The organism is Micromonospora sp. NPDC049900 (assembly GCF_044461025.1).
Classification (GTDB): domain Bacteria; phylum Actinomycetota; class Actinomycetes; order Mycobacteriales; family Micromonosporaceae; genus Micromonospora.
On the sequence record NZ_JBITKM010000001.1, the window covers coordinates 653,792 to 677,234 of the forward strand.

Sequence of the window (23,443 nt, forward strand, 5' to 3'; positions counted from 1 at the left end):
GTGCGATGGGGCAGCGGTGGCGCGCGATCGGAGTACTCGCGATCGCGTTGTTCGCAGTCAACGTGGTCGCCCGGCTGGTGATCCGGTTCGGCTTCGACGGTGACGAGGCCGCCGCCGACCGGGTGACCCTCGGGATGTTCGCGGTGATCGGGTTGATCCTGGCCGGGGTCGCCTATTCCTGGGGCCGGTCGAGTCCGGTGGCCCAGTGGGGCGCCGAGGTGGCCGGTGCGATCGGCATCGCGCTCGTGCTGACCATGTTCGTCGGGCCGCTGCTGGTGGGCCGCAGCCCGTTCGCCGACGGCAGCGCCACCTTCTTCTGGCAGGTCGTGCTCTACCTCGTCGCGACCACCGTCGGCACCATCCTGGGCTACCTGCTGCTCACCACGCTGGGCCGCGACCACCGGTCGCAGACCCTTCAGGAGTACGCCGAGAGCGGCACGAGCAGGCCGCGTCGCAGCGTGCGCCGCTGACCGGGTCCGTCCGGCCGGGGCGCGCCGTCAGCTCGGCGCGACCCGGCTCCGGTAGGTGTGGTGCGTGCTGAAGCCCAGCGTGCGATAGAGCGCCACGGCGGGCGCATTGCGCTGCTCGACCTGGAGGAACACGTCGACGGCGCCGGCCGTGCCGGCCCACTGCGCGAGCGCGCCGATGACGGCGCGGGCCACCCCTCTGCGGCGGGCCTCGGGCAGCACCTCGATCAGCGACAGCCCCAACCAGCGGCCTCCGCCGGTGACCGTGCCCCGGCCGACGCCGAGCAGCGTGTCCCCGTCGTACGCGTGTGCGAAGCGGACCTGGTCGACGGCGGTGAGCACGTGCCGGGCGGCGTCCGGCAGCCCGCCCTTGCGGCCGGCGGCCACCGCGAGCCAGTCGTCCGACGGCGCGGTGGTCAGCTCGACGGTGGGTGCGGCTGCCGCGACCGTGTGGTCCCGCCGGCCGCCGGGTGCCGTCAGGTCGGCCAGCGGCACGGTCTGCACCAGCACCAGTGGGCGGCTCTCCCAGCCACGCAGGTCGAGTTCGGCGTCGACCGGGGTGGCCAACGGCAGCGGCGTGTTGACGATCGCCGGTCGGCCCCGTTCGGCGTACCAGCGGTGCACCGCGTCCAACGCGGCGGGCAGCGGCCGGTCCGGGTCGCCGACCGGCAGCGCGGAGTTGGCTCGGCCGGTCCAGCCGTCGGCGGAGCGCAGCAGCCAGTCGCCGAGCCGATCCCGGACGGGCGCCGGCCACGCCTCGTCGGCGGCGAGTTCCAGCTCGATCATGGCCTCGGCGGTGGGCCGGCGGCTCGGCGGGACCCGTTTGGCCCGGTGCACCTCGGCGATCGGTACGCGCAGCCGACCCTGCCGGGTGGTCATCTCCAGGTGCGTCTCGGTCAGCTCGACCAGCTCGCCGAGGGCGTCGGAGAACACCGGCCGACCGGCGCGTGAGCCCACGATCCGCCGGACCACGATCCGGTGTCCCACATCCTGCTCTCGGAGCACGATCGACCTCCTCCCCGGCGAGATACTAGGCTCTTACCGTCGCGGGTGATCGCGACGAGTCTTGCGGAGGAGAAGACCGGTGACCTACATCATCGCCGAGCCGTGCGTGGATGTGCTCGACAAGGCATGCATCGAGGAATGCCCGGTCGACTGCATTTACGAGGGCAACCGGATGCTCTACATCCACCCCGACGAGTGCGTCGACTGTGGTGCCTGTGAGCCGGTGTGCCCGGTCGAGGCGATCTTCTACGAGGACGACGTCCCCGAGCAGTGGAAGGACTACACCGGCGCCAACTACGAGTTCTTCGAGGAACTGGGCTCGCCCGGGGGTGCCTCCAAGATCGGCAAGGTGGAGAAGGACGCGACCTTCGTCGCCGCGCAGCCGCCGCGCGGCGAGGGGCACTGAACGCCCCCGCGCCGGTCTCGTCGCGGCTGCCCGAGTTCACCTGGGACACGCTGGACGCCGCGGCGACCCTGGCCGCGGCGCATCCGGACGGCCTGATCAACCTCTCGATGGGCACACCGGTCGATCCGGTGCCGGAGGTGATCCGGCGTGCCCTGGCCGACGCGTCGAACGCACCGGGGTACCCGCTCACCGCCGGCACCCCGGACCTGCGTGCGGCGATCACGGCCTGGGTGGCCCGGTCCTGCGGGGCCGGCGTCGACGGGCTCGGGGTGCTGCCGACGATCGGTTCGAAGGAACTGGTCGCCTGGTTGCCGACCCTGCTGGGCCTGGGGCCCGGTGACGTGGTGGTGGTGCCGTCGGTGGCCTATCCCACCTACGAGGACGGGGCCCGGCTGGCCGGGGCCACCACGGTCCGCGCCGACTCGCTGACCGCGGTCGGTCCGACCTCCCGGGTACGCCTGGTCTGGGTCAACTCGCCGGGCAACCCGACCGGCCGGGTGCTGCCCGCCGCCCACCTGCGCAAGGTGGTGGAGTGGGCGCGGGAACGCGGCGCGGTGGTCGCCAGCGACGAGTGCTACCTGCCGCTGGGCTGGGACGCCGAGCCGGTCTCGGTGCTCTCGCCGGAGGTCTGCGGCGGCTCGTACGACTCGGTGCTGGCCGTGCACTCGCTCTCCAAGCGGTCCAACCTCGCCGGGTACCGGGCGGGGTTCGTGGCCGGCGATCCCGCCCTGGTGGCCGAGCTGCTCAAGATCCGCAAGCACGCGGGGATGATCGTGCCCAAGCCGGTGCAGGCGGCGATGGTGGCCGCGCTGCACGACGAGGAGCACGCCACCGCGCAGCGGGAGCGGTACCGGGCGCGTCGGGAGGCCCTACGGGCCGCGTTCACCGGGGCCGGGTTCACCGTCACGCACTCCGAGGCGGGCCTCTATCTCTGGCTGACCCGGGGCGAGGACTGCTGGGACACGGTCGACTGGCTGGCTCGGCGCGGCATCCTGGTCGCCGCCGGGGTCTTCTACGGGCCCAGCGCCGGGCAGTACGTCCGGGTGGCGCTGACCGAGTCCGACGAGCGGGTCGCCGCCGTCGCGTCCCGCCTCGCCGGACCCTGATGCGCGCGGCGGTGGTCGGCACCGGCCTGATCGGCGGTTCGGTGCTGCTCCGGCTGCACGCCGCCGGGGTGGACGTGACGGGCTGGGACCCGGACGACGCGACCCGCCGCGGGGCCCGGCTGGCCGGCGTGCCCACCTCCGACCGGCTGGTCGACGCGGTGGCCGACCGGGACGTGGTGTTCCTCGGCGGGCCGCTGCCGACGCTGCCGGCGACCCTGGTCGAGGTGGCCGCGGCGACCGACCCGGACTGCCTGCTCACCGACGTCGGCAGCACCAAGGCCGAGCTGGCCGCCTTCGCCGCGACCCGGGCGCTGACCCACCGCTTCGTGCCCGGTCATCCGATGGCCGGCACCGACCGGGCCGGCCTCGGCGCGGCTCGGTCGGAGCTGTTCGCGGGCGCGGCCTGGGTGCTCTGTCCCGCGCCGGACGGGCTGGTCGCCTTCCGTCGGCTGGCCGCCCTGGTCACCGACGTGATCGGGGCCCGGGTGGTGCCGATGGCGGCGGACCGGCACGACGCCGTGGTCGCGCTCTCCTCGCACGTGCCGCACCTGCTCGCCGGTGCCCTGGCCGGGGCCGCCCAGCGCTCGCCGCTGCGCGACGCCGTGCTCACCCTGGCCGCCGGCAGCTTCCGCGACGGCACCCGGGTCGCCGGCACTCCGGCTCCGCGCACCGCGAACATGCTGCGCGGCAACCGCGATCAGGTGCTGGCCGCCCTGGCCGAGGTGACCGCCTACCTGGACGAGTTGGCCGACGCGCTGCGGGTCGGCGACGGCGACACGCTCACCGCCCGCTACACCGAGGCGGGTGCCGCCCGGGGCGCGCTCGCCGGTCGGCCGTGCCAGCCGACGGTCCGCTCGTTCCCGGTCGACGGCGACGCGGCCGACGAGGTCGCCTGGCTGACCGGGTTGGGTGCGGCGGGCGGTCACCTCAGCGGGTGCCGGGTCACCGGCGAGGTGGTCTCGTACGCCGCCCAGCTCCCGCTGGCCGACTGAAACCGTCCGGCTTCCCACGGCCGGCTGAGCCGGGTCCGGCTGCCTACGGCCGGCTGAGCCGTCGCGCGGCGCATCGCTGGGCGCGGTACCGGAGCCGCCGCTAGGGTGAGGGCATGGTGGACGGACCGGTGGTGACCGTACGCGGCGAGGCGTACCGGGAAGTCGCTCCGGAGGAGGCCCGGTTCACGGTGACCGCGCTCGCGCGCGACCGGGACCGCGAGCCCACGCTGACCCGGCTGGCCGAGCGTGCCGCCGCGGTCCGGGTGCTGCTCGACTCGTACGGCCCGACGATCGACCGCCGGGAGACCGGTGACCTACGGGTGCGGCCGGAGACGCGGCGTTCCGGCGAGCGGGTGGTGGCCTGGCACGGTTCGGTGGTGACCACGGTGACGGTCAGCGACTTCACCGCGCTCGGCGAACTGATGCTGCGCCTGGCCGACCAGGACCAGGTGGCGGTCGCCGGGCCCTGGTGGTCGCTGCGCCCGGACAGCCCGGCCTTCCGGGAGGCGCGGCATGCCGCGATCGCCGATGCCCTGCTGCGCGCCCGCGAATACGCCGATGCGCTCCAGGCCCAGGTCACCGACCTGATCGAGCTTGCCGACGAGGGCGGCGGACAGCCGATGATGGCCCGGATGGCGTTCGACGCCGGTGGGGTCGAGTCGACCACCGCGCCGGAGCTGGAGTTGGACCCGCAACCACAGTCGGTGCACGCGGCGGTGCGGGCCCGGTTCGCGATCAGCCGGCCGGTCCTGTCCTGATGACCGAGGCCCGGGTGCTGCCCGTCGACGAGCTGGTGCGGCGGGCCCGCACCCTGGCCGACGCGGGCCCCCGGCAACTGCTCGGCATCACCGGCGCACCCGGTGCGGGCAAGTCCACGCTCGCCGCCGAGGTGGTCGCAGCGGTCGGCCCGGCCGCACGGCTGGTGCCGATGGACGGTTTCCACCTGGCCCAGGCCGAGCTGCACCGGCTGGGCCGTGCCGCCCGCAAGGGGTCGATCGACACCTTCGACGCCAACGGGTACGTCTCGCTGATGCGCCGCCTGCGGCGCAAGGAACCGACCTCGGTCTGGGCGCCGGAGTTCCGCCGGGAGCTGGAGGAACCGATCGCGGGGGCGATCGAGGTGCCGCCGGAGGTCCGGTTGGTGGTGACCGAGGGCAACTACCTGCTCGTGCCGGACTGGCCCTGGGACGAGATGCGGGCGTTGCTGCACGAGGCGTGGTTCCTGGACCTCGACGGTGACCTGCGTCGGCGTCGGCTCGTCGCGCGACACGTCGCGTACGGGCGGTCGGCGGAGGAGGCACGGGCCTGGGCGCTGGGCAGCGACGAGGTCAACGCGGCGCTGGTGGCCGACACCGCGGGCCGGGCCGACCTGGTGGTCCGGCTAGCCGACCCCCCGTCGGGGTGACGGTACGGCCCGACGCAGCATCCACGCCACCCGGGAGCGTTCCCGCTGGAACTCGGCCGCCTCCGGATAGCCGCTGTGGCTGCGGATCGGCGGGTCGGCCACCTCGCCGTCGCTGGGGTGCAACGCCTCCGGGTCGGTGACCGCGATGTTGCGTTCTCCGGCGGTGACCGGCCAACCGAGCGGATCGGTGTCCCGCCAGAAGTTCGTCCACCGGGTCCCGGCCGAGGCGCGGGTGAGTGCCCGGGTCAGCACCGGCAGCCGTTCCGGCCCGAAGTAGGCCGGGAAGATCCGGCCGTAGAGCCGGGTGAGCTGGCATCCGTAGGAGAAGAACCAGATCCGGTGCCGCCAGCGCTGCGGTAGCTGGAGAATGACGGCGGTGCAGATGACCGTGCCCTGGCTGTGTCCGGAGAGGATGATGCCGTCCACCCGACGGGGATCGTGTTCGGTCAGGGCGAGCAGTCCGGCAGCCCGGGTGAGCAGTTCCGGCACGGCCCGTTCGGCGTAGCTCGGTGGTGCGAGCGGATGCGCGGCACGCGGCCAGAACGTGCCGACGTCCCAGACCACGCCGACCGACCGTCGGACCGTGTCGTTGCGGTAGACCAGCAGACCGATGGCGGCGATCGCCAGTGGCAGCCAGCCGAGCAGCCGGTCACCGACGTCGGCGACCACCCCGACCAGGGTGCCGGTGGTGCCCGAGGTGAGGTCGTGCGGGCGGGCGGGGGACAGGACCGCCATGCAACCGAGCGCGGCCAGCGTCCCCGCGGTGCCCGCGAACCAGCCGACCAGGCGCAGCGCGTGTTCGCCGACCAGCCGGTGCAGGGCCTGGTGGGTGCTCACGTCCCGGGCGCGGCGCAGGTCGTGCGCGGAGAGACCGCCACGGGCCCGCAGTTCGGCGTACTCCTGCCGCCGCAGTCGACGGAACAGCACGAGGGCGCGGATCGCGACCAGGGTGAACAGCAGCAGGGTCATGCCGAAGACCAGACCGGACCAGGTCACCGGGGTGGGCGGCACCACCAGGGGGCGTCCGCTGACGGTGGCGCCGCGGTTGAGCAGGTCGCTGACCCAGTAGAGCAGGCCGGTGCTGTACGCCAGGCAGAGCAGCCACCCGAATCCGGCGATGACGGCCGGGCCCCGACCACGCCAGGCCAGGTCGGTGTAGGGCCCGAGGGGCTGGGTCACGCTGCTGGGCCGGGTCCGCGGCAGCAGCAGGCCGCCCGCCGCGAGTAGCAGCAGTGCCGGTACGACCTGCCACACCTGTAGCGGTGCCGGTGGCAGGAACGGCAGCCAGCCGTGGCACCAGGCGGCGCCGACGGCGATCAGCACCGCGGCGGCGGCCGGTGTGGCGCCACCGCGTCGCCCGGAGCGGGCGGTCGCGCCGATGGCGATGAGCAGCAGCAGTTGGCCGGTGCCCAGCCAGGCGAGGACCCGGTCGAAGCCGGGCAGGGACCGGTCCTCCTGGCAGCCCGGCAGTGACGACACGTCGCCGCAGCCGGTGGGTGGGCGCAGGGTGGCCAACTGCGCGGTACCGCCCGCGCTGTCCGGCAGCATCAGCACCAGGACGGTGCCGACCAGTCCGAGACCGGTGAGGACGATGACGGTGACGCTCCACGGGCCGAGCGGCGTCGCACCGTCGCGGCGGGTCAGGAACGGCCGGCCGATGGCCACCACCGTGATCACGACGACCGCGACGAGCAGCGCCACGGTGGGCCAGGCGATGGCCGCCCGGGCACCGTGCGGCGGGTGGAGTGCGAGGGTGGTGCCGAGCGGGACGGCGGCGGCGGCCACCGTGCCGGTGCACAGGTGCAGCACCGCGGCCCGGCGGAGTTGTCCCTCACCCCACCAGAAGGTCGGATCCTCCAGTGGGTTGGCGAGCGGGCCCCGGGGTGGCTCGGGCGGCGACGGCGGCTCCTGTTCCGGCTGGCCCTCGGGCACGTCGGCGTCGGCCGGGCCGGGCGGCTGGCGGACCGGCGGGTCGGTCGGGTCGGCCGGCATCACCGCCTCGTACTGGTAGGTCCGCCAGGCGACCAGGCCGAGCACCACGATCAGGGCGAGTGGCACCAGCAGTCCGACCGCGAGCGCCCGGCTGCCCCGCTGCCACCAGGGGTCGGCGAGGAACTGCCAGGGCCCCGGGATGCGGTTGAGGCAACTCTCGTCGACGCACTGCCAGCCGATCAGGTCGACGCCGACACCGGTCAGCGCCAGCACGGGCGTGGCGGTCAGCGTCAGGCAGAACAGCCGGATCAGCCAGGCGGTGATCCCGGACCGGCTGGCGAATCGCTCGGTCGTCGGGTCGGCCGGGATGCCGGGCCGGGCGTGCAGTGCCACGTTGGCCAGGGTGAACGGCAGCAGCAGCGTCCACAGCGCCCGCTCCACGTCGCGTGCGGTCCGCGCGCCCGAGGTCAACTGCCCCCAGCTGTACGCCTCGACCACGATCGGGTCGCCGGTGGAGGTGCTGGCGGAGCGGTAGAAGCCGGTGATCGGTCCACCGGCGACCAGTCGCGGCGGGGCGGGCTCGGTGCCCGGTTCGGTCGGTTCGCCCAGGGTCTCGGCCGGCGGCGTGTTCGACACACCGTGTACGCGCAGTTCGAGGATCCGACCGCCCATGGCACACCTCCCAGTGACGACTCTGTAACCCAGAGTGCCCGAACTGTGGAGGGGGTGCCATCCACCGCGAGGGTGTTTTCGCAGGTGGAAGTGATTTCGTTGGGATCGGTCCGGTTTGGACGGTGACCGAGCGTGCGTGCCGTGGTCCGTCGTCCGCCCTGCCGGACTCCGCGAACCGGTGACGGAGGGTGCCGGAGTCGGATGTCCGTCTGCTCAGTCCGACGGGGACGCGGGATGGTCGGACGCGGGGTCGTCGAGTCGGCGTACCGGGCGGGCCGGGTTGCCGACCGCGACGACGTTGGCCGGCAGGTCCTTGGTCACCACCGCGCCCGCGCCGACCACCGTGTTCTCCCCGATGGTGACACCGGCCAGGACGATCGCCCCGCCGCCCAGCCAGACGTTGTCGGCGATGGTGATCGGCCTGGCCGCCTCCCACTTCGCCCGGCGCTGCTCGGGGTCCACCGGGTGGGTCGGGGTGAGCAGTTGCACGTTCGGGCCGACCTGCACGTCCGCGCCGATCGTGATCGGCGCGACGTCGAGGAAGACCGCGTTGAAGTTCACGAAACTGCGCGGGCCGATCCGGATGTGGTAGCCGTAGTCGCAGTAGAACGGCGGGCGGATCCAGGTGTCGTCGCCGAGCTCGCCGAGCAGCTCCCGCAGGGCGGCGAGGCGCGCGTCGGAGTCGTCGGCGGGGCTGGTGTTGACGCGTTCCATCAGTCGGGCGGCGCGCTGGAGATCGGCGAGGATCTCGGGTCCCTCGGCGAGATACGGCTCCCCGGCCAGCATGCGTTCCTTCATGGATCTCACCGGACCGATCATGCCGTCATCCACGGCGCGACGGTATCGACTTCGTCGATTTGTTGACTCCTTTGTGCATACTCGGTATGCAATCCTGACAGGTGTCGATGTGGCCTACATCGATACAACGCCCCAGAAGGAGGGTTCAGTTGCCTCGCAGAAGCAGACTGACCGCCATCGGGTTGGTGCTGGGCCTGGCGCTCGGCGTACCGGGCACGGCCACCGCCGCTCCCGCCCCAGCCACCGCACCGGGGTCCACCCCGCCGTCCGCCGTCCGCCCGGCGTCGGCCGGACCCGCGACCGTCACCCTGATCACCGGTGACCGTGTCACCGTGAGCCCGACCGGTGCGCCGAGCATCCGCCCGGCCGAGGGCCGCTCCGGGATCCGCTTCCTCACCCAGCGCCAACGGGACCACCTCTGGGTGGTGCCGCAGGACGCCCTGCCGCTGATCCGGGCGGGCCGCGTCGACCGACGGCTGTTCGACGTGACCGGACTGGTCGCCGCCGGCTACGACGACCAGCACCGCGACGACCTGCCGCTGCTGATGACCTACCCGGCGGGCGCGGCGCGGCGTGCCGGGGCGCCGGACGGGGTGACCGTCACCCGTGACCTGGCCGCCATCGACGGCGTCGCAGCCACCCTGGACAAGCAGGAGTCGGGCCGACTCTGGGCCATCCTGGCCGGCGGCGGTGCCCGGATCGACGCGGCGGGGGGTGTCGAGCGGCTCTGGCTCGACGGCCGGCGGCACCTGACCCTGGAACACAGCGTGCCCCAGATCGGCGCTCCCGCCGCCCACCAGGCCGGCTTCACCGGCCGGGGCGTACGGGTGGCGGTGCTGGACACCGGCGTCGACGCCGCGCACCCCGACCTGGTGGGGCGGGTCGGTGCTGCGGAGAACTTCACTGAGGAGGAGAACCCGGGCGACCTCGTCGGGCACGGGACCCACGTCGCCGCGACCATCGCCGGCAGCGGCGCTGCGTCGGACGGCCGCAACCGAGGAGTCGCCCCGGACGCGACGCTGCTCGCCGGCAAGGTCTGCGAGGAGTACGGCTGCCCCGACTCCGCCATCCTGGCCGGGATGCAGTGGGCCGCCGTCGACCAGCGGGCCGACGTGATCAACCTGAGCCTGGGCGGCACGGACACCCCGGAGGTCGACCCGCTGGAACTGGCGGTCGACACGCTCACCGAGCAGACCGGAGCGCTCTTCGTGATCTCGGCCGGCAACAGCGGTCGGGCCGGATCGGTCGGTTCACCGGCCAGCGCGGACGCCGCACTCGCCGTCGGAGCCGTGGACCGGGACGACGAACTCGCCTTCTTCTCCAGCCAGGGTCCGCGAGTCGGCGACGACGCGCTGAAGCCGGAGATCACCGCGCCGGGGGTGGACATCGTCGCGGCCCGGGGGCAGGGCACGCTGCTCGGCGATCCGGTCGGCGAGCAGTACGTGTCGCTCTCCGGCACCTCGATGTCCGCGCCGCACGTCGCCGGTGCGGCGGCACTGCTCGTCCAGCAGCGCGGGGACGCCACGGCCGGAGCGCTCAAGGCCATCCTGATGTCCTCCGCCGCGCCGCATCCGGAGCTGACCGCCTACCAGCAGGGCGCCGGCCGGGTCGACGTGGCGAGGGCGATCACCCAGCAGGTGACCAGCGAACCGGCGAGCGTGTCGTTCGGTCGTACGCTCTGGCCGCACGACGACGACGATCCCATCACCCGCGAGGTGAGCTGGCACAACACCGGCAGCACCGCGCTCACCCTGGATCTCGCCCTCGACGTCACCGGCCCGGCCGGGACGTCGGCCCCGGCCGGCATGTTCACGCTGAGCACGAGCAGCGTCGTGGTGCCCGCGGGCGGCACCGCGTCCGCCACCGTCACCACCGACACCAGCGTGGACGGCCCGGACGGTCACTACACCGGCCGGATCGTGGCCCGGGCCGGCGACACGGTGGCCCTCACTCCGCTGGCGGTCCACAAGGAGGTGGAGAGCTACACGGTGACGGTGCGGCACCTCGGTGCCGACGGCACGGCGGCGGAGGACCACAGCACCTCGCTGCTCGGCCTGGCGGACTTCGCCGACTACTCCGCGTACGACCCGTCCGGCACTGCCGAGGTCCGCGTGCCCAAGGGCCGGTACGGGTTGAACAGCTACCTGTTCGACCTGGAGACCGAGGCGGCGGCGTTCATCGTCCAGCCGGAACTGACCGTCACGGCGGACACCACGGTCACCGTCGACGCCCGCCGGGCCAAGCCGGTGCGGATGACCGTGCCGCAACGGTCGGCGACGCCGGCTCTGGTGGACATCAGCGCGAACTTCCTCCTGGACGACGGCGGCGCCAGCTACGGTCTGCTCGCGTTCGACTTCACCGGCATCAGCACCGGACAGCTCGGCCGACCCGTCTCGCCGAAGAGGTTCCTCGGCACGGTGGGCAGCCAGTGGGCCGACGTGGAGGCGGAGAGCAGCTCCTACCTCTACGCCCTGGCGGAGAGCAGCCCCGGCCGGATGCCGACCGGGTTGATCCGGCACTACCGCAGCGGTGACCTGGCCACCGTCACGCAGAAGTTCCGCAGCGGGTACCCGGACACCGTCGCCGAACGGGTCGTCTATCCGGTCCACGAGCCGAACGTGGGTGGCTGGGCGATCATCCTGCCCACCGAGGCCCCCGGCCGACGGGTCGAGTACTACAGCACCAAGGGCGTCCGTTGGAACGGTGACCTGACCTTCGGCATACCGTCCGACGACGGGTGGCCGGTCGGGGTGGCCTTCCTCTTCTCGGACCCGACGGCCTACCGGGCGGGTAAGAAGTACCAGGACACCTGGAACAGCGCTCCCTACGGGCCGTCGTTCGCGGTGCCGCAGTGGCCGGGGGAGGGGCTGACCCGGCGGGGTGACGTGATCAGCCTGGCGGTGCCGCTGCACGGGGACGCCGCGGGGCACCACGGGGCTTCGGTGGCGGACACCTCGCGTACCGCGCTCTACCGCAACGGCAAGCTGGTCGGCGAGAGCCCGGAGAACGGCTGGGGCGACTTCGAGGTGCCGGCCGGGACGGCGACGTACCGGATGGAGACCTCGGTGCAGCGCAGCTTCACCGACCTGAGCACGGAGGTCACCGCCGCCTGGACCTTCCGGTCCCGACACGTTCGGGGCGACGATCCGGTGGCGTTGCCCGCGTCGGCGATCAGGTTCACGCCCCGGCTCGACGCGACGAACACCGCTCCCGCCGGTCGGTCCTTCGTGATCCCGGTCCAGGTGCAGCGGCAGCCCGGCGCGCCGTCGGCGCGGACCCCCTCGTTGACCGTCGAGGTCTCCTACGACGGGGGCCGGACCTGGCAGCGGGCCCGGGTGACGAAGGCCGGCAGTGGCTGGCAGGCCACCGTGAAGCACCCGAAGGGTGCCGGCCACGTGTCGCTGCGGGCCGCCGCCCGGGACAGCGACGGCAACACGGTGACCCAGCGGATCATCCAGGCCTACCGCCTGAGGTGATCCGCCGGCGCCGGCATCGTCGGCCCGGATGTAAGGAGGGGTCCCCTGCTATACGCGAGGCGTTAGCAGGGGACCCTTCCTTTCACCAAGCTCAGTCGTTCGCGTGCAGGGCGGCGTTCAGGGTGACGCCCTGACCGGTACGCGGCCGGGCCTCCAGCCCGCCGGTGATCGAGTTGCGCCAGAACAGCAACCCGTCGACCCCGGACAGCTCGCGGGCCTTGACCACCCGGCCGTCCGGCAGGGCGAGCTTCGAGGCGGCGGTGATGTAGCACCCCGCCTCGACCACGCAGTCGTCGCCCAGCGAGATGCCGACCCCGGCGTTCGCCCCGATCAGGCTGCGCTCACCGATGCGTACCTTGTCGGTGCCGCCGCCGGAGAGCGTGCCCATGATGGAGGCGCCGCCGCCGATGTCGGAGCCGTCGCCGACCACCACGCCCTGCACGATCCGGCCCTCGACCATCGAGGTGCCGAGCGTGCCGGCGTTGAAGTTGACGAAGCCCTCGTGCATCACGGTGGTGCCGGAGGCGAGGTGGGCGCCGAGGCGTACCCGGTCGGCGTCGGCGATCCGGACGCCCGAGGGCACCACATAGTCGGTCATCCGGGGGAACTTGTCCACTCCGTACACGGACAGGTGGCGGCCGGCGGCCCGCTCGATGACGCGCAGCTCGTCGACCCGCTCCGGCGGACACGGCCCGGCGGAGGTCCAGGCCACGTTGGCCAGCTTGCCGAAGACGCCGTCGAGGTTGAGCTCGTTGGGCCGCACCAGGCGGTGGGAGAGCAGGTGCAGTCGCAGGTACGCGTCACTGGCGTCCTTGATCGGGTCGTCCAGTGAGCCGATCACGGTGATCACCTGGACGGTGCGCAGACCCGGCAGGGCCCGGTCGCCGATCGCGCCCGGCGGAAGGTCCAGCACGTCGGCCTGGTCCTCGCCGGGGACCAGCGGCAGCTCGCCGAGGCCCAGCTTGCCGGTCGGATACCAGGTGTCGAGCACCTGGTCGTCGGCGGTCACGGTGGCCAGGCCGATGCCCCACGCGGATTCTGTGGACGTCACTTACTCACCTCTCGCTCGCATGCTGCGCTGGCTGCTGCTCGCGACTGCGGGGTGGGCGAGCTCACTCCTCGCGCCTCGTCGAAGGGCTCGCGGGCTCGCGTCTCGCGGTCGCCGGTTGTGACGGTACCGTGCGGACCATGGAGAACCCGCTTACCCCCGAGGTCCTCGCCGATCCGGTGGCGTTGACCCGCGCCCTGGTCGACATCGAGTCGGTCTCGCTCAACGAGAAGGCCATCGCCGACTGCGTCGAGGAGGTGCTGCGGAAGCTGCCCCACCTGGCCACCTACCGGCACGGCAACACGGTGATGGCGCGTACCGACCTGGGGCGGGCGTCCCGGGTGGTGCTGGCCGGTCACCTGGACACCGTCCCGTTGAACAACAACTTCCCGTCCACGCTGCGCGGCGACCTGATGTACGGCTGCGGCACCTCGGACATGAAGTCCGGGGTGGCCTACGCGCTGCACCTCGCGGCCACCCTGCCCGAGCCGCGTTACGACGTGACGTACTTCTTCTACGAGGCCGAGGAGATCGAGTCCCGGTACAACGGCCTGCGGCTGGTGGCCGAGGCGTACCCGGAGTGGTTGACGGCCGACTTCGCCCTGCTGCTCGAACCGACGTACGGCATCGTCGAGGCGGGCTGCCAGGGGACCATGCGGGCGAGGGTGGTCACCACCGGCGTACGGGCCCACTCGGCGCGCGCCTGGCACGGCGTCAACGCGATCCACGGTGCCGGTGAGGTGCTGCGGCGGCTGGCGGAGTACCAGGCGCGACGGGTGACCATCGACGGGTGCGACTACCGCGAGGGCATGAACGCGGTGCGGATCAGCGGTGGGGTGGCCGGCAACGTGGTGCCGGACCGGTGCGAGATCGAGGTCAACTACCGGTTCGCGCCGGACCGTACGCCGGCCGAGGCGGAGGCGCACCTGCGCGAGGTGCTCGCCGGCTACGAGGTGACGGTGACCGACTGCGCGGCCGGCGCGCTGCCCGGCCTGGAGGCCCCGCCCGCCCAGGAGTTCCTGGCGGCGGTGGGTGCCGCGCCCATCGGCAAGCTGGGGTGGACCGACGTGGCCCGCTTCGCGGCGATGGGGATCCCGGCGCTCAACTTCGGTCCGGGTGATCCCAACCTCGCCCACCACCCGGACGAGCACGTCGAGATCGGCAAGATCCGGGAGGGTGCCGCCACGCTGCACCGCTGGCTCGCCTCGGTCTGACCCGGCGTACCTCCGCGTCCGGTCGGGCGGGTGGCGGTGCGGCGACGTCCCGCCCGACCGGACGCGCGGCGATCAGGGCGCGGGGAGCGGCGACGACCTGCTCAGGCGCGGGTGAGCGCCGCGTCCGGAGCGGGCTCGACGGGGGGTTCGGGCGGGTCTTCGAGCAGTCGGGTACGGCGGCGCTCGGCCACCACGTCGCGGATGCGGCGCTGCATCTGCCGCCTCATCCGGATCCGTTCGTTGCTACTGATCACGCTGTCTCCTCCCCCGAAGCCTGCGCGCCGGGCATACCCGGTATGTGAATAGTAAGACGTACGGGAAAGCGAATTGGTTGCACAAGATCACGAAGTGTTTGCCGGGCACCCCGGCTGAACTCCACTACGGTTGCTCCCATGACTCAGAGCAACCGCCGCGAACCAGGACGGGAGCGGCACCGCGGCGCCGTCACACTGCGCCGCCAGGCGATCACCACCAGCACAGCGGACCAGGGTCTGCTGGACTCGCGGACCCGCGCGGACTGGAAGACCAAGGACGCTTGGCGGGCGCTACGGATACTCTCCGAATTCGTCGAAGGCTTCGACACCCTCGCCGACCTGCCGCCCGCGGTCAGCGTCTTCGGTAGCGCCCGGAGCAAACCGGACAGCCCGGAGTGCCAGCTCGCCGAGGCGCTCGGCGCGGCCCTGGCGCGCGCCGGCTACGCGGTGATCACCGGCGGTGGACCCGGCGTGATGGAGGCGGCCAACCGGGGCGCCAGCGAGGCCGGGGGACACTCCGTCGGCCTCGGCATCGAACTCCCCTTCGAGCAGGGCATCAACGAGTGGGTCGACCTGGCCATCGACTTCCGCTACTTCTTCGCCCGCAAGACCATGTTCGTCAAGTACGCCCAGGCGTTCGTCGTGCTGCCGGGCGGCTTCGGCACCATGGACGAGTTGTTCGAGGCGCTCACCCTGGTGCAGACCGGCAAGGTGACCCGGTTCCCGGTGGTGCTGATGGGCACCGAGTACTGGCAGGGGCTGCTCGACTGGCTGCGCGACACGATGGCCGCCGAGGGCAAGATCGGACCGGTCGACCTGGAGTTGATCTGCGTCACCGACGACGTCGCCGCGGCGGTCCGGCACATCGTGGAGGCCGAGGCCGCGCTCAACACCGAGCAGGAGGCGGTACGCGCGGACGCGGTGGCCCGGACCGCGGCGGACCAGCAGGCGGCGGCCGAGTCGGCGGAGCAGGCCGAGCAGGCGGAGCGCTGAGGTGGCCGCGATCTGCGTGTTCTGCGCCTCGTCCCGCACCCTCGACCAACGCTGGCTCGACCTGGCCGCGGCCACCGGCGCGGAACTCGCCCGACGAGGGCACACGCTGGTCAGCGGCGGTGGTTGCGTCGGCATGATGGGCGCGCTCGTCGAGGGGGCCCGCGCGGCCGGCGGCCGGACCGTCGGGATCATCCCGCAGGTGCTGGTCGACCTGGAGGTCGCCGACGTGGCCTCGGACGAACTGGTGATCACCGACTCGATGGCCAGTCGCAAGGTCCTCATGGTCGAGAAGTCGGACGCGTTCCTCACGCTGCCCGGCGGGTTGGGCACCCTCGACGAACTCTTCGAGGTCTGGACCACCGCCACCCTGGCCCTGCACCGCAAGCCGACCGTGGTGGTGGACACCGACGGCTTCTACACCCCGCTGCTGGACTGGTTGCGCGCGGTCACCGACCAGAACTTCCTCAAGCCCGCCGGCTTCGACCTCGTGCAGGTCGCCGACACCGTCCCCACCGCCCTCGACGTCATCGAGGCGGCCCTCACCTGATCGCCGCCGCTCGCCCGCGCTGCGGACGGTGTGCGTCGAGACGCCGGTGTGCGCCGGTCCCCGGCGGGTGTGGCGCGTCGGGGAGTGTCGCAGGGCCGTGATGGGATGGCGGGATGCAGGCGTACCGGTTGGTGCGTCGGTCCGCCGGGCCGACCCAGGGCACAGCTCCGCCCGCCGGGCCGTCGGAGAGCACGGTTCGGCACGCTGGCCTGCCTGAGGACGCGGATCAGGCCGAGGTCGTCGCGCACACCGACGGGCCGATGCTCGTCCTCGGTGGACCGGGCACCGGGAAGACCCGCACCCTCGCCGAGGCGGTGGCCGCCCGGGTCGAGGAGGGGGTCGACCCGGAGCGGGTCCTGGTGCTCACCTTCAGCCGCCGGGGCGCCGCCGACCTGCGGCACCGGATCGAGGCGCGGATCGCCGCGAACGGCCGACGGGTGGTGCGTGAGCCGCTGGTGCGTACCTTCCCGGGGTACGCGTTCGGGCTGTTGCGGCGGGCCGCCGCCGAGCGGGGCGAGCCGTCGCCACGGCTGCTCACCGGTCCCGAACAGGATCTGATCATCCGCGAGTTGCTGGACGTGGTCGGCGAGGAGCCCGGCGACGAACCGGTCGGCTGGCCGGAGGAGCTGCGGCCGGCACTACGTACCCGCGCGTTCGCCGCCCAGCTCCGTGACCTGCTGATGCGCGCGGCGGAGCGGGGCGTCGGCCCGGTCGAGCTGGCCCGGCTCGGCGAGCGGCTGGGCCGCGCCGACTGGCCGGCCGCGGCCCGCTTCCTGCGCGAGTACGTCGCGGTGCTGGCGCTGCGGGACGTCGCCAACCGGGGCTCGGTCGCGTACGACCCGGCGGAGCTGGTCCGGGCGGCCACCGGCCTGCTGCGCGACGACGCCGAGGTGCTGGCGTCCGAGCGACGTCGCCTGGCGTACGTCTACGTCGACGAGCTGGCCGACACCGATCCCGCCCAGCTCGACCTGCTGGACACGGTCGCCGGGGGAGGTACGCCGCTGGTCGCCTTCGCCGACCCGGACTCCTCCACGTACGCCTTCCGGGGTGCCGACCCGGGTGGCGTGACGACGTTCCCGCACCGGTTCCGCACCGCCTCCGGCGCGCCGGCCGCGCAGGTGCTGCTCACCACCAGCTACCGCGCGGGGGAGCGGCTGCTCGCCGCTGTGTCCCGGCTCGGTCGGCGGCTGCGTGGACCGGCGGCACACCGGCGGCTGCATCCGTTGCCCGACACACCACCGGGCACCGTCGAGGTCCGCACCTTCCGCTCGGCCACCAGCGAGGCGGCCTGGCTGGCGCACGCGCTGCGGGAGGCGCACCTGCTCGACGGCGTGCCCTGGGCCCGGATGGCGGTGCTGGTCCGCTCGACCGGTCGGCAACTGCCCGGGTTGCGTCGGGCGTTGCACGCCGCCGGCGTACCCACCGTGGTGCACGGTGAGGACCTGCCGTTGCACCTGCAACCGGCGGTCGCGCCGTTGCTGCTGCTGTTGCGCTGCGCGTTGGAGCCGGAGCGGCTGGACGAGGAAGCCGCCGTCGCGCTGCTGCACTCCCCGCTCGGCGGTGCCGACCCGCTGGCGGAGCGGCGGCTGCGGCAGGGCCTGCGCGCGCTCGCGCTGGCCGGCGGTGACCGGCGGCCCTCCGGTGAACTGATCGTCGAGGCGCTGCGCGACCCGGCCGAGCTGGCCGGGGTGGAGCGGCGCTGGGCCGAGCCGGCGCAGACGGTGGCCGGGCTGCTGGCCGTGGCCCGCGAGACGGCCGGTCGGCCGGGCGCAGGCGTCGAGGACGTGCTCTGGGCGGTCTGGCAGGCCAGCGGACTGGCCGAGCTGTGGTCCGCCGCGCTGGCCCGGGGCCCGGCCGTGGCCGGGGAGGGGGACCTGGCCCGACGGCGTCGGGCCGAGGCAGCCGACCGGGACCTGGACGCGGTGCTGGTGCTCTTCGACGCCGCCGCCCGGTTCACCGACCGGTTGCCGGGTGCACGGACCGAGGTCTTCCTCGACCACGTGCTCGGCCAGGAGCTACCCGCCGACACGCTCGCCTCCTCCGCCGACCGGGGCGACGCCGTACGGCTGCTCACCGCCCACGCCGCCAAGGGCCTGGAATGGGATCTGGTCGCCGTCGCCGGGGTGCAGGAGGGCGTCTGGCCGGACCTGCGGTTGCGCGGCAGCCTGCTGGGCTCGGAACGGCTGGTCGACGTGATGACCGGTCGGGCGGACGGTGCCGGTGAGGTCGCCACGCTGGTCGGGCAGACCTCCGCGCTGCTCGACGAGGAACGGCGGCTGTTCCACGTCGCGGTGACCCGGGCCCGACGGCGACTGCTGGTCAGCGCGGTCGCGTCGGCCGCCGTCGGCGGCGACGACCACGAGGAGCAGCCCAGCCGGTTCCTCTACGAACTCGGTCCCGCCCACCCACCGGGCCCGGAGGTCGACGACCGCGACGACGCGCAGGGCAGAGACGACGCGCAGAGCAATGACGATGCGCAGAGCAATGACGAGGCGCAGGGCCGGGGCGACGGTGCCGGGGCGCGGGCGTTGCCGCTGAGTCGGCCGCCCCGGGCGTTGACCCTGCCGGCGCTGGTGGCGGAGCTGCGTACCGCGGTGGCCGACCCGGCGGCGACGACCGCCCGGCGGCACGCGGCGGCGACCGAACTGGCCCGACTGGCCGCCGCGGGGGTCGCGGGCGCGCACCCGGACGACTGGTGGGGGCTGCGCCCGCTCTCCGACGACCGGCCCCTGGTGGACGAGGGGGAGCCGGTCCGGGTCACCCCGTCGGCGATGGAGAGCGCGCTGCGGTGCAGCCTGCGCTGGCTGCTGGAACGGCACGGCGGAAGCCCACCGGCCAGTGCCGCCCAGGGCGTCGGCAACCTGGTGCACGCGGCGGCGATGCTCGCCGAGGACGCCAGCGCCGACCGGGGCGCGCTGCTGGACTACGTGGCCGCCCGGTTCGACGCGATCGAGCTGGCCGCGCGGTGGATGGTCGGGCCGGAACGGACCCGCGCCGAGGCGATGGTGGACAAGCTGCTGCGCTGGCTGGCGGCCAATCCGCGTCGGCTGCTCGCCATCGAGCACGAGTTCGCGGTCCGCCTGGACGATCCGCACCGGCCGATCGAGCTGGTCGGACGGGTGGACCGGCTGGAGGTCGACGAGGACGGCCGGCTGGTGGTGGTGGACCTCAAGACCGGCAAGTCCACCGCCGTGACCGAGCGGGACCTGGCCGAGCATCCGCAGCTCGGCGCGTACCAGGCGGCGGTGGAGGCGGGGGCGTTCGCCGAGTACGGCGACGAGCCCGGCGGTGCGGCCCTGGTGCAGCTCGGTACCGGCGCGCGGGACGCCCGGGAGCAGGCCCAGGCCGCCTCGACCGACGGGCCCGAGGCCGGCTGGGCGACAGCGCTGGTCCGGCGGACCGCCGATACGATGGCCGCCGCCACCTTCGCCGCGGTCGCCAACTCGAAGTGCCGGGTCTGCCCGGTACGGACCAGTTGCCCGGTCTCCGGGCAGGGACGTCAGGTGGTCGAGCCACCGACCGTCCGGCGACCGGAGCACCAGGAGTGAGCGTGTCAGCTCCGAAGAGGGCCGCATGACCCAGCCCGCACTGTTCAACCCCGCGGCACCGGCACCCCGGGCGGCGGCCGTCGGTCCCCGGTACACGCCGCTGGAGCTGGCCAAGCTGCTCAAGCTTCCGGCACCGACCCGGGAACAGGCGGCGATCATCGCAGCCCCGGTGGAGCCGCTGCTGGTGGTCGCGGGCGCCGGTTCGGGCAAGACCGAGACGATGGCCGCCCGGGTGGTCTGGTTGGTGGCCAACTCGTACGTCCGGCCCGAGCAGGTGCTCGGTCTCACCTTCACCCGCAAGGCCGCCGGTGAGCTGGCGCACCGGGTGCGTACCCGGCTCGACCAGTTGGTGCGCCGGCTGGGGCGGCGCGGACGGGACCCGCTCGACGACCCGTTCGCGGGCGAACCGACGGTGGCCACCTACCACTCGTACGCCGGACGGATCGTCACCGAGCACGGCCTGCGGGCCGGGTACGAGCCCTCCACCCGGCTGCTGACCGAGGCGTCCCGTTGGCAGCTCGTGGACCTGATCGTGCGCAACTACGACGGGGACATGTCCGAGGTCGACCGGATGCCCAGCACGGTCACCGACGCGGTGCTGGCGCTCTCCGGCGAACTGGACGAACACCTGGTCGACCCGGACGCGCTCGCCGCCTGGACCGGCCGGTTCTTCGCCGAGGTGCAGTCCCTCCCCGGACGCGTCTACGCCGACGTGCGCAAGGCGCTCGCGCTCCAGCAGACCCGTCTGAAGCTGCTGCCGCTGGTGCGCGCGTACGCCCGGCGCAAGGACGACTTCGAGGCGATGGACTTCGCCGACCAGCTCGCCCGGGCCGCCCGGGTGGCCCGGGACCATCCCGGCGTCGGCGAGATCGAGCGTGGGCGCTACCGGGTGGTGCTGCTCGACGAGTACCAGGACACCAGTCACGCCCAGGTGGTGCTGCTCGGCGCGTTGTTCGGCGGTGGGCACCCGGTGACCGCCGTGGGTGACCCCTGCCAGTCCATCTACGGCTGGCGCGGGGCCAGCGCCGGCACCCTGGACCGCTTTCCGACCGAGTTCGCCCGCACCGACGGGGAGCCGGCCCAGGTGCTCGGGCTGACCACGAGCTGGCGGAACCGGCCGGAGATCCTCGCCGTGGCGAACGCGCTGTCCACCCCGTTGCGGGCAGCCGGTGCGCAGGTGCCGGAGCTGCACGCCGCGCTCAGCGTCCGCGACCCGATCCCGCACCGCAGCGCACGCGGTGTCGCCGCCGGCACGGTGCACTGCGCGTTGCTCCCGACGTACGCCGACGAGGCCGACTGGATCGCCGACAGCGTGCTGGCCGCCTGGCGGGGTGCGGCCCGGATGCCGGGGGCGCTGCCCGAGCAGATCCCGGTGACCCTGCGCCCGACCACGGCGGTGCTGGTCCGGCTGCGCAGCCAGATCCCGGCGATCGCGGCGGCGTTGCGGGAGCGCGGCCTGCCGGTCGAGGTGGTGGGGCTGGGCGGGCTGCTGGACACCCCGGAGATCCGCGACGTGGTGTGCACGCTGCGGGTGCTGGCCGACCCGACCGACGGTGCCGCCCTGTTGCGCCTGCTGACCGGTGCCCGGTGGCGGATCGGGCCACGGGACCTGGTCGCACTGCACCGCCGGGCCAAGGCCATCGCGGCGGCCCGTCGCCAGCTCGCCGACGACGGGACGGCCGAGATCACACCGGACCGCCTCGACGAGGCGACGCTGGTCGAGGCGCTGGCCGACCTCGGCCCCGCGCAGGCGTACTCGGCCGAGGGCTATCTGCGGCTGCGCGCGTACGCCCGGGAGCTGGGTCTGCTGCGCTACCGGCTGGACCAGTCGCTGCCGGAGCTGATCGCGGACGTGGAGCGGACCACCGGCCTGGACGTGGAGGTGGCGGTGCGGGCCGGTGGCGAGGGCGCCGGTGACGCCGGCCTGGCCCGCAGTCACCTGGACGCGTTGGGCGACGTCGCGGCGCGGTTCAGCGGGGAGACACCGGGGGCCACGCTCGCCGGGTTCCTGGCCTACCTGGCCGCCGCCGAGGACGAGGAGCGCGGCCTGGCGCCGGGCGAGGTGGAGGTGGTCGAGGGGGCGGTGCAGATCCTCACCGCACACGCGGCCAAGGGGCTGGAGTGGGACGTCGTCTCGGTGGCCGGGCTGAGCCGGGGGGTTTGGCCGGGGCCGGTCCGCAGCTCCGACCACTGGCTGGGCGGGCTGGGGGTGCTGCCGTTCCCGTTGCGCGGCGACGCCGACGGGCTGCCCGACCTGGCCCTGGCCGATCTGGACGACCAGCGGGGCGTGGCCCGGGCGATGGAGGACTTCACAGACGCCTGGCGGGCGCACGACGAGCGGGAGGAGCGCCGGCTGGCGTACGTCGCGGTGACCCGCCCGCGTCGTCTGCTGCTCTGTTCCGGGCACTGGTGGGGTGAGGGCACCAAACGTCCGCGCGGCCCGTCCGGGCTGCTGCGCGAGGTGCACGACGCCTGCCTGGACGCCGGGGCCGGTCACCTGGTCGACGAGTGGGCGCCCGAGCCGTCGCCGGATGCCGTTAACCCGACCACCGAGGTGGTGGTCCGCGCCGAGTGGCCGGCCGACCCGCTGGGCGTACGCCGCTCCACGCTGACCGAGGCGGCGGCGCTGGTCCGACGTCACCTGACCGACGACGCTCCGGACGCCCCGGACGACGGGCCTCCGGATCCGGAGGTGGCCCGGTGGCGGCGGGAGGCCGATCTGCTGCTCGCCGAGCGGGCGGAGCTGACCCGACTGTCCGGCCCGGTCGAGGTGACGCTGCCCGAGCACCTCTCGGTCACCCAACTGGTCGCGTTGCGTCGGGATCCGGCGACACTGGCCCGGTCGCTGCGCCGGCCGTTGCCGACCGCACCGAACCCGTACGCCCGTCGGGGCACCGCCTTCCACGCCTGGCTGGAGCAGCGCTTCGGCGCGGACCGGCTGCTCGACACCGACGAGTTGCCCGGTGCGGCGGACGCCGACGCCGCACCCGACGAGGCGCTGGCCGAGCTGCAACGGCGGTTCCTGAGCAGCGAGTGGGCGGACCGTACGCCGGTCGAGGTGGAGGTGCCGTTCGCCACGGTGATCGGCGGCGTGGTGGTACGCGGCCGGATGGACGCCGTGTTCCGTCGTCCCGGCGACCGCTTCGACGTGGTGGACTGGAAGACCGGTGCCCAGCCCATGGGCGCGGGGGCCGAGGTGGCCTCGGTGCAACTGGCGGTCTACCGGTTGGCCTGGGCCGAGCTGGCCGGTGTTCCGGTCGACCGGGTGGGCGCGGCATTCCACTACGTGCGGGACGGGGTGACCGTCCGTCCGGCGGACCTGCTCGACGTCGACGGACTGACCGCCCTGATCACGTCGCTACCGGAAATCGGGCAGGACGGGTAGCGCGGGCCCGAATTCGTGGTACTGTGCCCGCGTTGCAGTTTTGGTTCCAGCTCTGTTTGCGCCTGGCGGATTGTGGCCCCAGGCGCTCTTTGTTATGTCCGGACCTCTCCGGGCGGGGCGACCAGCAGCGACAGAAGTTCCGGGAACCGCCCGGAGCTCTCCACTCTTTCGAACTCGCAGCAGGTGCGGGTTCGA

The 23,443-nt window shown here is 73.6% G+C and carries 17 protein-coding genes; 12 read left to right on the forward strand and 5 right to left on the reverse strand.

The window, feature by feature from the left end:
- Positions 1–5 precede the first annotated feature (5 nt).
- Positions 6–470 (forward strand): hypothetical protein, encoded by a 465-nt coding sequence (locus ACIBMZ_RS03065; RefSeq protein WP_396690984.1) that lies wholly within the window; start codon positions 6–8, stop codon positions 468–470.
- A 27-nt stretch (positions 471–497) separates the two neighbouring features.
- Here the strand turns inward: ACIBMZ_RS03065 and ACIBMZ_RS03070 are convergent, their stop codons facing one another.
- Positions 498–1,472 carry a GNAT family N-acetyltransferase gene (locus ACIBMZ_RS03070; RefSeq protein WP_396690481.1) on the reverse strand — a complete coding sequence of 325 codons (975 nt, stop codon included), beginning with the start codon at positions 1,470–1,472 and terminating at the stop codon, positions 498–500.
- A gap of 79 nt (positions 1,473–1,551) precedes the next feature.
- On the opposite strand from ACIBMZ_RS03070, the gene fdxA reads away from it, so the two are divergent.
- From fdxA to ACIBMZ_RS03095, 5 genes are all read left to right on the forward strand, one after another.
- A complete protein-coding gene (gene fdxA / locus ACIBMZ_RS03075; protein ID WP_091422126.1) occupies positions 1,552–1,878 on the forward strand; it encodes a ferredoxin in 327 nt (108 codons plus the stop codon).
- Positions 1,875–2,984 (forward strand): succinyldiaminopimelate transaminase, encoded by a 1,110-nt coding sequence (gene dapC / locus ACIBMZ_RS03080; RefSeq protein ID WP_396690986.1) that lies wholly within the window; start codon positions 1,875–1,877, stop codon positions 2,982–2,984. The genes fdxA and dapC overlap by 4 nt, the downstream gene beginning before the upstream one ends.
- Entirely contained in the window at positions 2,984–3,976 is a 993-nt protein-coding gene (locus ACIBMZ_RS03085; RefSeq protein ID WP_396690483.1) for a prephenate dehydrogenase, read from the forward strand. Before dapC ends, ACIBMZ_RS03085 begins: the two co-directional genes overlap by 1 nt.
- Positions 3,977–4,089: 113 nt before the next feature.
- Complete coding sequence (locus tag ACIBMZ_RS03090) at positions 4,090–4,734, forward strand: SIMPL domain-containing protein (RefSeq protein WP_396690485.1); 645 nt, start codon at positions 4,090–4,092, stop codon at positions 4,732–4,734.
- A complete protein-coding gene (locus ACIBMZ_RS03095; protein ID WP_396690487.1) occupies positions 4,734–5,381 on the forward strand; it encodes a nucleoside/nucleotide kinase family protein in 648 nt (215 codons plus the stop codon). The genes ACIBMZ_RS03090 and ACIBMZ_RS03095 overlap by 1 nt, the downstream gene beginning before the upstream one ends.
- Here the strand turns inward: ACIBMZ_RS03095 and ACIBMZ_RS03100 are convergent.
- The gene (locus tag ACIBMZ_RS03100; RefSeq protein ID WP_396690489.1) at positions 5,358–7,985 is read right to left on the reverse strand and encodes a hypothetical protein; all 2,628 of its coding nucleotides are present in this window, start codon (positions 7,983–7,985) and stop codon (positions 5,358–5,360) included. The genes ACIBMZ_RS03095 and ACIBMZ_RS03100 overlap by 24 nt on opposite strands.
- A 213-nt stretch (positions 7,986–8,198) precedes the next feature.
- A complete protein-coding gene (locus tag ACIBMZ_RS03105) occupies positions 8,199–8,792 on the reverse strand; it encodes a sugar O-acetyltransferase (protein ID WP_396690491.1) in 594 nt (197 codons plus the stop codon).
- A 98-nt stretch (positions 8,793–8,890) separates the two neighbouring features.
- Here ACIBMZ_RS03105 and ACIBMZ_RS03110 point away from each other — a divergent pair, with 98 nt between their 5' ends.
- On the forward strand, positions 8,891–12,259 hold the full coding sequence (locus ACIBMZ_RS03110) for a S8 family serine peptidase (protein ID WP_396690987.1): 3,369 nt from the start codon (positions 8,891–8,893) through the stop codon (positions 12,257–12,259).
- Positions 12,260–12,350: 91 nt separating this feature from the next.
- On the opposite strand, the gene dapD is transcribed toward ACIBMZ_RS03110, so the two are convergent.
- On the reverse strand, positions 12,351–13,310 hold the full coding sequence (gene dapD / locus ACIBMZ_RS03115; protein ID WP_396690493.1) for a 2,3,4,5-tetrahydropyridine-2,6-dicarboxylate N-succinyltransferase: 960 nt from the start codon (positions 13,308–13,310) through the stop codon (positions 12,351–12,353).
- A 137-nt stretch (positions 13,311–13,447) separates the two neighbouring features.
- Here dapD and dapE point away from each other — a divergent pair, with 137 nt between their 5' ends.
- Positions 13,448–14,521, forward strand: coding sequence for a succinyl-diaminopimelate desuccinylase (dapE, locus tag ACIBMZ_RS03120; RefSeq protein ID WP_396690495.1), 1,074 nt, complete (start codon positions 13,448–13,450; stop codon positions 14,519–14,521).
- A 101-nt stretch (positions 14,522–14,622) separates the two neighbouring features.
- Here the strand turns inward: dapE and ACIBMZ_RS03125 are convergent, their stop codons facing one another.
- Complete coding sequence (locus ACIBMZ_RS03125; RefSeq protein WP_396690497.1) at positions 14,623–14,775, reverse strand: hypothetical protein; 153 nt, start codon at positions 14,773–14,775, stop codon at positions 14,623–14,625.
- A gap of 138 nt (positions 14,776–14,913) precedes the next feature.
- Between ACIBMZ_RS03125 and ACIBMZ_RS03130 the strand changes: the two genes are divergently transcribed.
- The 4 genes from ACIBMZ_RS03130 to ACIBMZ_RS03145 all read left to right on the forward strand — a co-directional run bounded on the left by ACIBMZ_RS03130 (position 14,914) and on the right by ACIBMZ_RS03145 (position 23,248).
- A complete protein-coding gene (locus tag ACIBMZ_RS03130; protein ID WP_350692630.1) occupies positions 14,914–15,768 on the forward strand; it encodes a TIGR00730 family Rossman fold protein in 855 nt (284 codons plus the stop codon).
- Between the two features lies 1 nt (position 15,769).
- A complete protein-coding gene (locus ACIBMZ_RS03135; RefSeq protein WP_396690499.1) occupies positions 15,770–16,315 on the forward strand; it encodes a TIGR00730 family Rossman fold protein in 546 nt (181 codons plus the stop codon).
- A 113-nt stretch (positions 16,316–16,428) separates the two neighbouring features.
- Complete coding sequence (locus ACIBMZ_RS03140) at positions 16,429–19,863, forward strand: ATP-dependent helicase (protein ID WP_396690501.1); 3,435 nt, start codon at positions 16,429–16,431, stop codon at positions 19,861–19,863.
- A gap of 25 nt (positions 19,864–19,888) precedes the next feature.
- On the forward strand, positions 19,889–23,248 hold the full coding sequence (locus tag ACIBMZ_RS03145; protein WP_396690503.1) for an ATP-dependent helicase: 3,360 nt from the start codon (positions 19,889–19,891) through the stop codon (positions 23,246–23,248).
- Positions 23,249–23,443: the final 195 nt, after the last annotated feature.